The sequence below is a fragment of the Nocardia otitidiscaviarum genome, from assembly GCF_007362295.1.
Classification (GTDB): Bacteria; Actinomycetota; Actinomycetes; order Mycobacteriales; family Mycobacteriaceae; genus Nocardia; species Nocardia otitidiscaviarum.
The window spans coordinates 4738955-4752232 of the sequence record NZ_CP041695.1; the positions used below are offsets into that span (position 1 = coordinate 4738955).

Sequence of the window (13278 nt, forward strand, 5' to 3'; positions counted from 1 at the left end):
GAGCCTGCGCACGCACATGAAAAGACCATCCCGATATGCGTATTGCACGGGACGGCGACGAGCTTTATCTATCCTGCCTCACGCGCGGGCGCGAGGGTGACCCGACCCTCGTTCCCGGTGAGAATTTCGAGGCAGTTTATCCGGTTTCCGCGCGGTCCGACAGCGCGGCCGGAGGCGACGGGTCGGGTACCGCCGACGGTACGCGGTATGACAGCTGCCCGGCGTAGCATCGGCCCATGTCCGTCGACGTCGCGACCACCATCGAGATAGCTCGGCCGCGGGCGGAGGTCGCGGCCTTCGCGGGCGATCCGGACAATGCCACGCGCTGGTACACGAATATCCGGTCCGTGCAGTGGCTCACCGCGAAACCGGTGGGCGTGGGCTCGCGGATGGCGTTCGTGGCGCGGTTCCTCGGACGCGAACTCGCCTACACCTACGAGGTGCGGGAACTGGTGCCCGGCGAACGATTCGTCATGAGCACCGCGGCGGGGCCGTTTCCGATGGAGACGACCTACACGTGGGAGGACACGGCGGACGGCGGAACGCGTATGACGCTGCGCAATCGGGGGGAGCCCACCGGATTCGCGAAGATCGCCGCACCGGTTCTGGTCGCGGCGATGCGTTCGGCCAATCGGAAGGATCTCGAGCGGCTGAAGGAACTGCTGGAGGCGCGATGAGGGCGCGAACGCGATGGGGATGGGTGGCCGCTGCGCCGTGACTCACGCACGGCCGATCCTCGCCGCCACCGGCCTCGCAGCGCCCATCGACGCGCCGCGCCCAAGAAGAACACGCCCAGGAAGAAAACAGCCCCTCGCGCAATCCCGTTGCGCGAGAGGCCGTTTCGCTGTGTCAGGCGATTACGCCTGGCCGACCTCGAAGCGGGCGAAGCGGGTGATGGTGACACCGGCCTCGTCCAGCAGCTGCTTCACGGTCTTCTTGTTGTCGGTGACCGACGGCTGCTCCAGCAGGACGACGTCCTTGTAGAAGCCGTTGACGCGACCCTCGGTGATCTTCGGCAGCGCGGCCTCGGGCTTGCCCTCCTCGCGGGCAGTGGCCTCGGCGATGGAGCGCTCCTTCTCGACCACGTCGGCCGGAACCTCGTCGCGGCTCACGTACTTGGCCTTGAGCGCGGCGACCTGCATGGCGGCGGCACGCGCGACCTCGGCGGCGGCGTCGCCCTCGCCCTGGTACTCGACCAGCACGCCGACGGCGGGCGGCAGGTCGGTGGCACGCTTGTGCAGGTAGACGGTGGTGGTGCCGTCGAAGGCGGCCACCCGGCGCAGCTCGAGCTTCTCGCCGATCTTGGCGGCCAGCTCCTGCACGGCCTGGTCGGCGGTCTTGCCACCCAGGTCGACGGCCTTGAGGGCGTCCAGGTCGGCCGGACGGGCCTTGGCGGCCGCGGTCACGACCGCGTTCGCCAGATCCTGGAACTCCTGGTTCTTGGCGACGAAGTCGGTCTCGGAGTTGATCTCGATCATGACGCCGTCCTGCGCGGCGACCAGGCCCTCGGCGGTGGCGCGCTCGGCGCGCTTGCCGACATCCTTGGCGCCCTTGATACGCAGGAACTCGACGGCCTTGTCGAAGTCGCCGCCGTTCTCCTCGAGAGCCTTCTTGCAGTCCATCATGCCGGAGCCGGTGAGCTCGCGGAGCCGCTTCACATCGGCGGCGGTGTAGTTCGCCATCTGGGGCGAGCCTCCTGTTGTGAGTAAGTCTGTGGTGGTCACACCTTGCCGACCGCTACCCAACGGAAACGGTCGGCAAGGTGAACAAAGCCTCGCGGCTGAGAATCAGAAGTCGGCCGGGGTCTTGGTGGCCGGGTTCTCCTTCAGCTCCGCCTCGGCGGCGGTCTCGGCGGCCGGGGCTTCCGCGGGAGCCTCGGCGGTGGCGCCCGCCAACAGCTCCTGCTCCCACTCGGCGAGCGGCTCGCCGGCGCCGGCCTCGGGCTTGGCATCGCCGGTGGCGCGCGCGGCACGGGCCTGCACACCCTCGGCGACGGCGGAGGCGACGACCTTGGTCAGCAGCGCGGCCGAGCGGATGGCGTCGTCGTTGCCCGGGATCGGGTAGTCGACCAGGTCGGGATCGCAGTTGGTGTCCAGGATCGCGATGACCGGGATGTTCAGCTTGCGCGCCTCGCCGACGGCGATGTGCTCCTTGTTGGTGTCGACGACCCAGATGGCCGAGGGCACCTTGGCCATATCGCGGATGCCGCCGAGGGTGCGCTCCAGCTTGTTCTTCTCACGCGTCAGCATGAGGATTTCCTTCTTGGTGCGACCCTCGAAACCGCCGGTCTGCTCCATCGCCTCGAGCTCCTTGAGGCGCTGCAGCCGCTTGTGCACGGTCTGGAAGTTGGTGAGCATGCCGCCCAGCCAGCGCTGGTTCACGTAGGGCATGCCGACGCGGGTCGCCTCGGAGGCGATCGACTCCTGGGCCTGCTTCTTGGTGCCGACGAAGAGGACGGTGCCGCCGTGCGCCACGGTCTCCTTGACGAACTCGTAGGCCTTGTCGATGTAGGTCAGCGTCTGCTGCAGATCGATGATGTAGATGCCGTTGCGGTCGGTGAAGATGAACCGCTTCATCTTCGGGTTCCACCGACGGGTCTGGTGACCGAAGTGCGCGCCGCTGTCGAGCAGCTGCTTCATTGTTACGACAGCCATGGCTCCCGTATCTCCTCTTATCGCTGGTTGACGCAGAAATCGGCGATCTCTGCCCTGGCGCCCGCGGCCACCGGAACCCACGACGCACCTGCTGAACAATCGATGTTCAGCGGAACGCGATGGGACCAGCCGGCGACCCTCGATGCGGGCGCGCGAAGTCGGTCTGCGTACGCAAACCGCTGGACCAGTCTACGGGGGTGACGGGTCAGACAGAAATCGGGTCCCGCGAGGGAAGAGACGGATATTCACACCGGCGCGTGTCATCCACACTCGCCGATACCGGGATTCCCTTGTCGACCTGCTGATACGACGCTGGATACATGCATCGGATCACAACGCCCAGCCAGGGCTGGGGCACCCGCGACCGGCTCGTGCTGGGTCGGGTCGCTCTGCACCGGCTCGTGCTGAGCCGGGTTGCTCTCCACTGGCTCGAGCTGGGCCGGGTTGCCCTCCACCGGCACGTGCTGAGCCGGGTTGCCCTCCACCGGCACGTGCTGAGCCGGGTCGGCCTCAGCTGGCTCGTACTGACCGCCGCGGCATCGCCCACCGGATCGGCCGCTCCGAAGGATGCGTTCGACTGGCCGCTGCGTCCGCGCCCGGCGGTCGTGCGGGGTTTCGACAATCCGGAGCACGACTGGCTACCCGGACATCGCGGGGTGGATCTGGCCGGCGCCGCCGGACAACCGGTGCTCGCCGCGGCCGACGGAGTGGTGGCTTTCGCCGGAACGGTGGCGGGCAAGCCCGTGGTGTCGGTGGACCACGCGGGCGGCCTGCGCACGACCTACGAGCCGGTGCGGGCCACCACGGCGGCGGGACGGCGAGTGACGCGCGGGAGCGCGCTCGGCGTCCTGGAGCGCGGCGACCACGGCTGCCCCGGGGTCTGCCTGCACTGGGGACTGCGGCGCGGACGGACGTACCTGGACCCGCTGCCGCTGGTCAGCCCCACACCGCTGCGCTTGAAGCCACTGGCCGACATCACCGGCGGAACGCAGGGCCGCGACGCAGGTCACGGTTCGAGCCGCGACAGTCCCAGGGTGAACACCGCTACCACGCAGGTGACCGCGATGATGGCGAGGGATACCACGACCACCGCGAATCGACCGTCGCTCCAGTTCGCCCGGGGGCGGGTGTGCAGGATGTGTGCGCGGCGCACCCCGACCGCCACCACCAGGACGAGCGCGAAGGCCGCGGCTACCGGGGCGACGGCCGCGGGCCGCCAACCGCTGACCGCGGCCGCGTGCAGCAGGAGGACGACATTCGCCATGGCGGCCACGGCGGTGCGCCACCACGCCAAGGCGGTCCGCTCCGCCTGGAGGCCCTGTTCGGTCGTCGGAACTCCGCTCACGACAACAGCATTCCGATACCCGACAGCACCGAGATGACGGCGATGCCCGCCGACAGGATGGGCACCATGACCGTGCGCGGCAGCGGATCGCCGCGCCGCATGGCGGCCGTCACCTGCCGCCAGCGCCCGTAGGCGCCCACCGCGATGGCGATCGCGAGCACGATGCAGCTCATCCCCACCGCCGTGCGCAGCCCGTGATGCCGGAACGGCCGCACCAACTCGTGCACCGCCACACCACCCGCCAGCAGACCCAGAGCCGTCCGTATCCAAGCCAGAAAGGTGCGCTCATTGGCGAGCGTGAAGCGGTAGTCCACCTCTTGTTCGTCGTCGTCCACGGGCGTGGGGTGACTCATGGCACCAGTCTCCCCCGGCCGCCGAGCCGATGTCGGAGCACACGTCGGCGAGTCCGCTGCGAGCAGGCATCTGACCGTGCCCCGCAGCGAGCGACCTACGGCTGCCGGTGCACGTGTTCGCAGTGGCCGATGGGGGGTGTTGGCCAACGATCCGTCTCGGCACCGGAGCAGCGCGCGGCAGCTATGGAATTCGGCCACGGAGCCGCCGTAGCTTCCCTGCCGCGTTGGCCCGACGCGATTGCCGACAGCAGGATGGAGCCATGTCGATCCGTCCCGCCCCCACCCCGTTCACCTATCCCGAGGTCGGTGCGACCAAGGGTGAGTTCCCGTCCGGCTACCACCATTTCCGGATTCGCCGCCGGATCGGGTCCGGGCGGGAGCTGTTCGAGCGGGCGGGTGCGGACATTCGGGCGTATCGCATGCAGCGGGGTACCGGGATCTTCCGGGAGGCGAGTACGCCGGTCGCCGAGGTGGGGACGCGGCTCACGGTCCGGCTCGGGGCCGGACCGGTCGCCATCGTCGCGCCGTGCCAGGTCGTCTATGTACTGGCGGAACCGAACCGGCTCGGCTTCGCCTACGGCACCCTGCCCGGGCATCCGGAGTGCGGGGAGGAGCTGTTCGCCGTCGAGTACGACCCGGCCGACGAGTCGGTGTACGGCGTGGTCGCGGCGTTCTCCCGGCCCGGCACCTGGTACACCAGGCTGGGTGGCCCGGCGGTGCGAATCATCCAGCGCTACATAGCGGGTCGGTACATCGACGCCGTCCGCCCCGGTCAGGCCTGACCGGTCTCGAATCGACTGATCTTGTCGCCGTCCACCTCGAACCGCCAGGCGGTGCGCATGGCGCCCCAGCGGCTGTTGGAGTAGTCGGCCACCAGTGCCCGCCCGCCTTCACTCACCGACTGGATGTCCATCCGTCCGGCGGTATCGAAGATCTCGCTCGCGGTCCACTGCCGTAGATCGCGGTCGGACCCGTCGTCGGACATGGTCGCGTCGGCGGTCAGCACCCCGTAGAAGGCATCGCGGTCGCCCGCATTGAGCGCGTCGACGAACCGCCGCACCACGGGATCGAGTTGGTCGGCCATCGCAAACCCTTTCGACTCGGTGTTCACACATTCCGGTCAGGTACGACTGCACTACCTTCAGCTAACGTACCGCAACCGATGTGAGCGCCCCTACCGAGCCGCGGCGGCCTCCACCTGTTCGCGCTCGGTCAGATCGGACTTCCACTGACGGAAGCCCTCTTCGGTACGGCCGCGCCGCCAGTAGCCGGAGATGGAGGACGCCCACTCCGCGGAGATGCCGCGCTCCTTGCGGATATAGGGCCGCAGCTGATGCATGACCGCCTGGGCCTCACCGTGGATGAACACCTGCACCTGCCCGTCGAGCCACGGTTCCGCGCGAACGGCCGCCACCAGCTTCTCCCCCGGCGCGGCCGTGCCGCGATGGATCCAGGTGAGGCGGACGCCGTCGGGGCGTTCGAAGTCGAGTTCGTCGGCGGGACCGGCGATTTCCACGAAGACACGGCCCACGGCCGCGGCGGGCATGGCCGCACAGGCCGCCGCGATGGCGGGCAGCGCGGATTCGTCACCGGCCAGCAGATGCCAGTCCGCGTCGGGGCGCGGAGCGTACGCGCCGCCCGGACCGAACATCTCGATGACGTCGCCGGGGCGGGCGGTCGCCGCCCAGGGTCCGGCCACACCCTCATCGCCGTGGTAGACGAAGTCGATGGCGATCTGCTGGGCCTGGGGGTCGACCGAGCGCACGGTGTAGGTGCGCATGGTCGCGCCGTCCTCGCCCGGGAACAGCAGTTTGACGTAGGCGTCGGTGAAATCGTTGGGCTGGAACGTGGCGAATTCGGGACCGCCGAGGTGTACGCGAATCAGGTGGTCGGTGAGCCGGGTGGTGCTCTGGACGACGAGTTTCGTCCGAGGACGTGCGGGACGAGCCAAGTGAATCACCTCCGTATTAGGATTACCTAACAAACCATACGCCTGGCTGACGATAGTTCGCCGATACAGTCGCGATACGACGGTGAGGGATGGATCACAGCGACCTCAGGCGCGCGGGTGAGCCTGGTCGTGCACCTTCTTCAAACGGTCGATGGAGACGTGGGTGTAGAGCTGCGTGGTGGCCATACTCGCGTGGCCGAGGAGTTCCTGGACGACACGCAGATCCGCGCCGCCCTCCAGCAGATGGGTGGCGGCGGTGTGCCGCAGGCCGTGCGGCCCCATGTCGGGAGCCCCGGGGATGGCCGAGATCACCTCGTGCACAACGGTTCTGGCCTGGCGCTGGTCGAGGCGGCGGCCACGGCGGCCGAGCAGCAGGGCACGGCCGGAATCGGCGGTGGCCAGGGCGGGGCGGCCCCGCCGCAACCAGTTCTCCAGGGCGGTGTCCGCCGGGCCGCCGAAGGGCACCGACCGCTCCTTGTTGCCCTTTCCCAGCACCCGCACCAGTCGACGCTCCCGATCGACGTCGTCGACGTCCAGCCCGCACAGCTCGCCCACCCGAATTCCGGTGGCGTACAGCAACTCCACGATCAGCCGGTCCCGCAGGGCAAGCGGATCCTCCTGCGCCGCACCGGATTCCGCCGCATCCATGGCCGACCGCGCCTGCTCGCGCCCCAAGACCGCGGGCAGCACCCGATGTGCGCGCGCCGACCCCAGCCGCGGCCCCGGATCGACCGCCAAGCGCCCCGTATGCGTCAGCCAGGCGGTGAACGTCCGCGCCGAGGACGCCCGCCGCGCCATGGTGGTCCGCGCCGCCCCCTTGGCCGCCTGCGCGCTCAACCACGACCGCAGCAGCGCCACGTCCACCTCCCCCACTCCGGAGTCGGCCGACCGCTGCACCAAATGCTCCAGCAGCGACCGCGCATCCCCCACATAGGCCCGCGCCGTATGCTCCGACCGGTTCCGCCCCAGCCGCAGATGCCGCCCGTACTCCACCAGCAACGCATCCAAATCCTCGGGCAGACCACTCATATCCCCATGATTCCCCCTCCCCCGGCCACTCCCGCAAGCGACGCGCCACCGGACCACGCGGCGGCGCGAAGCAGCACACCGCTACGCCGACCACCAGCCGCGGGGCCGGCGGCCTTCCGCTGTGCGACGCTGCGAGTGCCGTGGCACCGCGTCGGCCGACCGTGACGCGGCCGATTCTCAACTGTCCGGTTCCTGTCGGGCCGCTCCGGCACCACGTTCGGCGGCATCATGCACCACGAGCACGACGGGCGCGACGGCCGGTCCCGACGCCGTCGGCTTCCGGCTCCGCACTCCGCCAAACATCCGGCCCACTGCGCGATCAATACACCGTAGACGGCGTCGCGCAAGTCCTCCGGGGTGAACCCGTCCGGCTCCAGGGTGTCCTGCCAGGCTTCGTATTCGCCGGTAGCACAGCAGACTAACGAGGGGATCATCGGCGACTGGTACGTCACGGCGGTGGAGCACGCGTACGCGGCGGGCACGCGCACGCGGGCAACACGACCGTGGGCGACACGGGCGACACGACCGTGGACGACACGGGCGTAGTTGATCGGATCAGCCGCGACGGCAGGGACAGTGGACCGCCGAACCACGGCGTGACCGGCATGTTCACGGGCGCGCGGCGACGGCGAGTCGGTACCAGCCGTTCTCGTCGCAGGACACCAGACCGGCCAGTTCCAGGGCGCACAGGGCGGCGCGGACGGCGGGTACGGATAGTCCGGCGTGCTCGGCCAGCAGGCGGGGCAGGCGGGATCCGGTTGTCGGCAGGGCCGTGTAGACGGCGGCTTCGTCGCCGGTCAGGTTGTCCTCCGGGTTCGGCGGGACACTGCGCGGCAGGGAGAGCCGGAGTGGGCCCACCTCGTCGACGATGTCCTCCGCGCCGGTGGTGAGCAGGGCCTCGCCCTCGCGGATCATGCGATGGCAGCCGACCGAGGCCGCCGAGGTCACCGGGCCGGGGACGGCGAGGGCGGGGCGGCTGAGGCGGCGCGCCCACTTCACGGTGTTGCGGGCGCCGCTGCGCAGCCCGGCCTCGACCACCACCACACCGTCTGCAAAAGCGGCTATGAGCCGGTTGCGGGCGAGGAAGTAGTGCTTGCGCGCGGTGACGCCCGGCGGGTACTCGCTGATCACCAGCCCGGTGTCGGCGATCTCGGCGAGCAGCCGGTCGTGCTGTACGGGGTACGGGCGGTCGACCCCGCATGCCAGGACCGCGACCGTGACGCCCCCGGCCGCCAGCGCCGCCCGATGCGCCATGCCGTCGATGCCGAAGGCGGCACCGGAGACGATCGTCCACCCACGAGCGGCCAGCTCACCGGCGATCTCGCCCGTGACCTGGTTCCCGTACCCGGTGCTGCACCGCGCGCCGACCACTGCCACCGCCTGCTCCGTGCACTCCGCCAACGATCGCGGCCCGCGCACCCACAGCACCAGCGGCACCGCGCCGCCCTCGTCCGCACCCGGATCGAGCTGGCTCAATCCCAGCACCCGCCACGCGGGCCATTCGGCGTCATCGGGCGTCACCACCCGTCCACCGATCCGCTCCATGAGCTCCAGATCCCGCTCGGCCCTGTCGATTCCCCTCCGCGACTCGGTCGGACCCCGCAGCGTGTCCGGTAACGCGCACTCCCGCACCGCCCGCGCGGCCTCGACCACCCCGACCGATTCGATCAGCGCCGAGAGCGGCGCGCACGGCCCTTCGACAACCCGAGACAGGTACACCCACGCCAACCGACGAGCCTCCGAATCAACGTCAGGTACAACGGTTTCGGTGCTCAACGGCACGCCGGCAACGTCGGTTCCACCCACCGCAGCGCGTGCGCTCACCGCACCCAACACCCCCGCCTCCCGCGCCGCGCCCAACCCACCCTGCACTCCCGTGGCACCCGCCACGCCGCTCATGCTCACCACGCCGCTCGCACCCGCCACACCGCTCGTGCTCACCACGCCGCTCGCACCCGCCACACCGCTCGCGCTCACCACGCCGCTCGCACCCGCCACACCGCTCGCGCTCACCACGCCGCTCGCACCCGCCACACCGCTCGCGCTCACCACGCCGCTCGCGCTCACCATCCCGCTCGCGCTCGCTGTGACTCTCGTGCGGAACTCGCTTGCCGCACTGGCCACGTCGGTATCGGAGGTGTCCCGCTGGCGACGGAGCGCGGTATCCCGACCATCCGGCGCGCGAGTCTGCCACGCACCCGTATCGGTGCCTGGGTCGGCCGTACCCGAACCGGAAGCGGCTGACCCTGTATCTGGTTCGGTCGAACCCGCATCCGTGCCACCCGTGCCCGTCCCTACCCCTGCGGCCGCACATCCAGACGCAGACGCACACGCATCGGAATCCGGCATCGGTATAGACGTCGGCGTCGGCGTCGGCGTCGGACACGGTGTGGGAGGCGGTGCAGGCAACGGCATCGAACACGGTGTAGGACGTGGTGCAGGCAGCGGCAACGCATACGGCGTGGGACGTGGTGCAGGCTGCGGCTCGCTCATGATGTTCCCCGCTGCCGAAAGGTCAATGCCTGCAATACATCCTGCGCGGTGGGCACCTCGCCGCCGCGCAGGTCGCAGATGGTCCAGGCGACGCGGATGGCGCGGTCCGCACCGCGTGCGGACATCCGGCCGTGTTTGAGCGCGTTCTCCACCGGGGCCAGCGCCTCGCGTGGCAACCGGAAGCGTTGCCGCAGCACATGTCCCGGCACCTCGGCATTGAGCGACCAGCCGACCGCCTTCCAGCGGTTGGCCGCGACCTCGCGGGCGGCGGTGACGCGGGCGCGCACGGTTTCGCTGCTCTCGGCCTTCTCGCCGCTGAACGCACCCGCCGCCTGCGCGTGCATCTGCACCCAGAGATCGATGCGGTCCATCAGCGGGCCGGACAGTTTGCCCAGGTAACGGCGGCGGGCCAAAGGGGCGCAGATGCAGTCGATATCGCGGGCCGGTGCGCACGGACACGGGTTCGCGGCCAGGATCAGCTGGAACCGCGCGGGGAAGCGCGCGACCCCGTCGCGCCGCGCGATGCGCACCTCGCCTTCTTCCAAAGGCGTTCGGAGAGCTTCCAATACAGCCTTGGAAACCTCCGCGCATTCATCGAGGAAGAGAATGCCGCGGTGCGCCCGGCTGACCGCCCCGGGCCGGGCCGAGGGTGAGCCGCCACCCACCATGGCGCTCACCGATGACGAATGATGCGGCGCGACGAAAGGTGCGACCGTGATCAGCGGATGGTTGCCCGACAGAGTGCCCGCCACCGAGTGGATGGCCGTCACCTCGAGCGACTCACGTTCGCTCAGCGGCGGCAGCAGCCCCGGAAGTCGCTGGGCCAGCATGGTTTTGCCGATGCCGGGCGGGCCGGTGAGCAGCAGATGGTGCCCGCCCGCGGCGGCCACCTCCAGCGCCCACCGCGCCTCGTCCTGACCGACCACCTCGGTGAGATCACCACCGGTCCAGGTCGGTGCGGGCTGCACGCGGTCGGGGGCGAACAGATCTCCGTCGCCTCGCAGCCAGTCCAGCAGCGCGCGCAGGGTGGGCGCGCCCAAGACCTCGATGCCGTCCACCAGTCCGGCCTCGGGCAGGGCCGCCATGGGCACCACCACCGTGGACCGTCCGGCCGTGCGCGCGGCCAGTACGGCGGGCAGTACGCCCCGCACCCGGCGCACCCGCCCGTCGAGGGCCAGCTCACCGAGCAGCACTGCCTTGGCGAGCCGGTCGACCGGCACCGCGCCCGCCGCATCGAGCACCGCCGTGGCCAGTGCCAGGTCGTACACGCTGCCGACCTTGGGCAGCGTCGCCGGTGACAGCGCGAGCACCACGCGCCCGTCGGGCCACCGCTCCCCCGAGTTGGTGACCGCCGCCCGCACCCGATCCCGTGACTCCTGCAAGGTGGTGTCCGGCCGCCCCACCAGGTGCAGGGACGGCAGCCCCTGCCCGATATCGGCCTCGATCTCGACCAGCTGCCCGTCCACCCCCGCGACCGCCACCGAATACGCCCGCCCCAGCGGCATCAGAACACCCCCGGCAGATGTGTGATCTCCGGCTCCCCGCCGGGCGGCAGCAGCACGGAGACCACGTCGAAGCGGATGCGCAGCCATGGCCCGGTCTGCTCCCGCAACCACAGCAGCGCCAGCTGCCGGATGCGCCGCTGCTTGGTGAAGGTCACCGCCTCGGCAGGCAGCCCGAACCCGACACCGCTGCGCGTCTTCACCTCGACGAAGGCCGTGACCTCCGCATCACGCACGATGAGGTCGAGTTCGCCGTAACGGCACCGCCAGTTGCGAGCGAGCACCTCCATACCCGCGGCCCGCAGGTACCGCGCCGCCAGCTCCTCCCCGCGCGCACCCAGCACCTGATTGTGCGGCCCACCGTCCAGAACTCGATCACGCGGCTCACCACCGGTAACGCGGTCGTGCGCCCCGCCACCACCACCCCGACCGCGCGCCACAGCCCCTGCCGCCCCACCGGTCGGCGGAACGGCACCCGGCAGATCACCGCCTAGCGGAATGCCACCCGGCAGACCACCCCTTGGCAGCCCGCCACCCGGCGGGACCGCACCCGGCAGACCGGCGGTCGGCGGATCGCTGCTCAGCACACCGCCTCCCAGCACACCACCCCCCGGCGGACCACCGTCCGGGAGCAGTACCGGTGTATGTGCGCCCTCGAGCGCTGGATGCTGTGCCAGCGGTTTCTGTGCCATACGACCAGCGTGGGCGGGACCGCGATGGTCCCGCCCACGCCGAGCTGGGAAAACAGAAAGTCTGGGGATAGTCGGCCGGGTTGTGGACAACCCGGCCTCCGGACCGCCTACTCAGGCAGCCGCAGGTCGGGTTTCTCCAGCTCTTCGATATTCACGTCCTTGAAGGTGATGACTCGAACATGCTTCACGAAGCGGGCGGGCCGGTACATATCCCAGACCCACGCATCGGACATCCGCACCTCGAAGTACACCTCGCCGTCCGCGTTCTGCGGCCGCAGCTCGACCGAGTTGGCGAGGTAGAAGCGGCGCTCGGTCTCCACCACGTACGAGAACTGGCCGACGATGTCCTTGTACTCGCGGTACAGCGAGAGTTCCATCTCGGTTTCGTACTTCTCGAGATCCTCGGCGCTCATCGGGTGGAAAATCCTCCTTCTCGCCACACTGGCCACACTGGCTTATCAGAACATCATCCCGCATACGCGGTATCGGTAGCCACCCGGCCGGTCTCTCGTACGTTTCGCCACGATCGACGGTGCTCGGAGGTGGGGCCGAGCCGGTTCAGCGCCTCGGTGTGCTCGGTGGTGTTGTAGCCCTTGTGGGCGGCGAAACCGTACCCCGGGAACTGCCCGTCCAATTCCACCATCATGCGGTCGCGCGTGACCTTGGCCAGCACACTCGCCGCCGCGATACAGGCCGCCGAGGCGTCGCCGCCGATCACCGGCAGCGAGGGTACGGGCAGGCCGGGGACCCGGAACCCGTCGGAGAGCACGTACCCGGGCGCGGGATCCAATCCGGCCACCGCGCGCCGCATGCCCTCGATATTCGCCACGTGGATGCCGATGGCGTCGATCTCCCAGGCCGGGATCACCACCACCCGCCATGCCAGCGCCACCCGCTGGATGACCGGGAACAGCTCCTCCCGCACCGCTTCGGTGAGCTTCTTGGAGTCGTCGAGTCCGGCCAACGCGGGCAGCGGTTTGGGCGGGAGCAGGCAGGCGGCGACCACCAGCGGTCCGGCGGAGGGGCCGCGCCCGGCCTCGTCCACCCCGGCGACCGGACCCAGGCCGCCGCGGATCAACGCCGATTCGAGGGTGCGTAGCCCACCGGCCCGGCGCATCACCACCCGCGGCGGCCAGTCACCGCCCTCCCAGCGAATCTTCTTGCCGCTCCGCGTCTTCGCGTTCTTGGAAGTCGTCCCGCCACCGGCCCGTGCAGCGGCGGACCTGCGCATACCGTCGCGCGCGGCACCCTGGGCCGCG

At 70.0% G+C, this 13278-nt stretch carries 14 protein-coding genes and 1 pseudogene; 3 read left to right on the forward strand and 12 right to left on the reverse strand.

Annotated elements, in window-relative coordinates:
• Positions 1–236 precede the first annotated feature (236 nt).
• On the forward strand, positions 237–677 hold the full coding sequence (locus FOH10_RS21170; protein WP_039816087.1) for an SRPBCC family protein: 441 nt from the start codon (positions 237–239) through the stop codon (positions 675–677).
• Between the two features lie 180 nt (positions 678–857).
• On the opposite strand, the gene tsf is transcribed toward FOH10_RS21170, so the two are convergent.
• Both tsf and rpsB read right to left on the reverse strand, forming a co-directional pair.
• On the reverse strand, positions 858–1682 hold the full coding sequence (tsf, locus tag FOH10_RS21175) for a translation elongation factor Ts (protein WP_029929998.1): 825 nt from the start codon (positions 1680–1682) through the stop codon (positions 858–860).
• A gap of 105 nt (positions 1683–1787) precedes the next feature.
• On the reverse strand, positions 1788–2654 hold the full coding sequence (gene rpsB / locus FOH10_RS21180; protein WP_029929999.1) for a 30S ribosomal protein S2: 867 nt from the start codon (positions 2652–2654) through the stop codon (positions 1788–1790).
• 494 nt (positions 2655–3148) lie between these two features.
• Between rpsB and FOH10_RS35790 the strand changes: the two are divergent.
• Positions 3149–3622, forward strand: a pseudogene (locus FOH10_RS35790) (M23 family metallopeptidase); the annotation flags it as partial.
• Positions 3623–3660: 38 nt separating this feature from the next.
• On the opposite strand, the gene FOH10_RS35795 reads toward FOH10_RS35790, so the two are convergent.
• Positions 3661–3999 carry a DUF202 domain-containing protein gene (locus FOH10_RS35795; protein WP_186000951.1) on the reverse strand — a complete coding sequence of 113 codons (339 nt, stop codon included), beginning with the start codon at positions 3997–3999 and terminating at the stop codon, positions 3661–3663.
• Positions 3996–4352, reverse strand: coding sequence for a YidH family protein (locus FOH10_RS21195; RefSeq protein ID WP_143982052.1), 357 nt, complete (start codon positions 4350–4352; stop codon positions 3996–3998). Before FOH10_RS21195 ends, FOH10_RS35795 begins: the two co-directional genes overlap by 4 nt.
• Before the next feature lie 260 nt (positions 4353–4612).
• Here FOH10_RS21195 and FOH10_RS21200 point away from each other — a divergent pair, with 260 nt between their 5' ends.
• Positions 4613–5134, forward strand: a complete 522-nt coding sequence (locus FOH10_RS21200; protein ID WP_143982053.1) for a DUF1990 domain-containing protein — start codon at positions 4613–4615, stop codon at positions 5132–5134.
• On the opposite strand, the gene FOH10_RS21205 is transcribed toward FOH10_RS21200, so the two are convergent.
• The 8 genes from FOH10_RS21205 to FOH10_RS21240 form a co-directional block, all read right to left on the reverse strand.
• Positions 5125–5436: a nuclear transport factor 2 family protein gene (locus FOH10_RS21205; protein WP_029930010.1), complete on the reverse strand. Its 312-nt coding sequence runs from the start codon at positions 5434–5436 to the stop codon at positions 5125–5127. The two genes, FOH10_RS21200 and FOH10_RS21205, sit on opposite strands and share 10 nt — an antisense overlap.
• Positions 5437–5526: 90 nt before the next feature.
• Entirely contained in the window at positions 5527–6303 is a 777-nt protein-coding gene (locus FOH10_RS21210; RefSeq protein WP_143982054.1) for a siderophore-interacting protein, read from the reverse strand.
• A gap of 105 nt (positions 6304–6408) precedes the next feature.
• Positions 6409–7332, reverse strand: coding sequence for a tyrosine recombinase XerC (locus tag FOH10_RS21215; protein WP_143982055.1), 924 nt, complete (start codon positions 7330–7332; stop codon positions 6409–6411).
• 609 nt (positions 7333–7941) lie between these two features.
• Positions 7942–9114, reverse strand: coding sequence for a DNA-processing protein DprA (gene dprA / locus FOH10_RS21220; protein WP_425326165.1), 1173 nt, complete (start codon positions 9112–9114; stop codon positions 7942–7944).
• A gap of 707 nt (positions 9115–9821) precedes the next feature.
• Positions 9822–11330: a YifB family Mg chelatase-like AAA ATPase gene (locus tag FOH10_RS21225; RefSeq protein WP_029930017.1), complete on the reverse strand. Its 1509-nt coding sequence runs from the start codon at positions 11328–11330 to the stop codon at positions 9822–9824.
• Positions 11330–11695 (reverse strand): YraN family protein, encoded by a 366-nt coding sequence (locus tag FOH10_RS21230; protein WP_143984237.1) that lies wholly within the window; start codon positions 11693–11695, stop codon positions 11330–11332. The genes FOH10_RS21225 and FOH10_RS21230 overlap by 1 nt, the downstream gene beginning before the upstream one ends.
• A 431-nt stretch (positions 11696–12126) precedes the next feature.
• Positions 12127–12432, reverse strand: coding sequence for a DUF2469 domain-containing protein (locus FOH10_RS21235; protein ID WP_011210678.1), 306 nt, complete (start codon positions 12430–12432; stop codon positions 12127–12129).
• Positions 12433–12485: 53 nt separating this feature from the next.
• Positions 12486–13136 (reverse strand): ribonuclease HII, encoded by a 651-nt coding sequence (locus FOH10_RS21240; RefSeq protein WP_039816341.1) that lies wholly within the window; start codon positions 13134–13136, stop codon positions 12486–12488.
• Positions 13137–13278 lie beyond the last annotated feature (142 nt).

Excerpts from the sequence above, each read along its gene's own strand:
- FOH10_RS21170 (WP_039816087.1), top strand. The coding sequence starts at position 237 with ATGTCCGTCGACGTCGCGACCACCATCGAGATAGCTCGGCCGCGGGCG.
- tsf (WP_029929998.1), bottom strand. The coding sequence starts at position 1,682 with ATGGCGAACTACACCGCCGCCGATGTGAAGCGGCTCCGCGAGCTCACC.
- rpsB (WP_029929999.1), bottom strand. The coding sequence starts at position 2,654 with ATGGCTGTCGTAACAATGAAGCAGCTGCTCGACAGCGGCGCGCACTTC.
- FOH10_RS21195 (WP_143982052.1), bottom strand. The coding sequence starts at position 4,352 with ATGAGTCACCCCACGCCCGTGGACGACGACGAACAAGAGGTGGACTAC.
- FOH10_RS21200 (WP_143982053.1), top strand. The coding sequence starts at position 4,613 with ATGTCGATCCGTCCCGCCCCCACCCCGTTCACCTATCCCGAGGTCGGT.
- FOH10_RS21205 (WP_029930010.1), bottom strand. The coding sequence starts at position 5,436 with ATGGCCGACCAACTCGATCCCGTGGTGCGGCGGTTCGTCGACGCGCTC.
- FOH10_RS21215 (WP_143982055.1), bottom strand. The coding sequence starts at position 7,332 with ATGAGTGGTCTGCCCGAGGATTTGGATGCGTTGCTGGTGGAGTACGGG.
- FOH10_RS21225 (WP_029930017.1), bottom strand. The coding sequence starts at position 11,330 with ATGCCGCTGGGGCGGGCGTATTCGGTGGCGGTCGCGGGGGTGGACGGG.
- FOH10_RS21235 (WP_011210678.1), bottom strand. The coding sequence starts at position 12,432 with ATGAGCGCCGAGGATCTCGAGAAGTACGAAACCGAGATGGAACTCTCG.
- FOH10_RS21240 (WP_039816341.1), bottom strand. The coding sequence starts at position 13,136 with ATGCGCCGGGCCGGTGGGCTACGCACCCTCGAATCGGCGTTGATCCGC.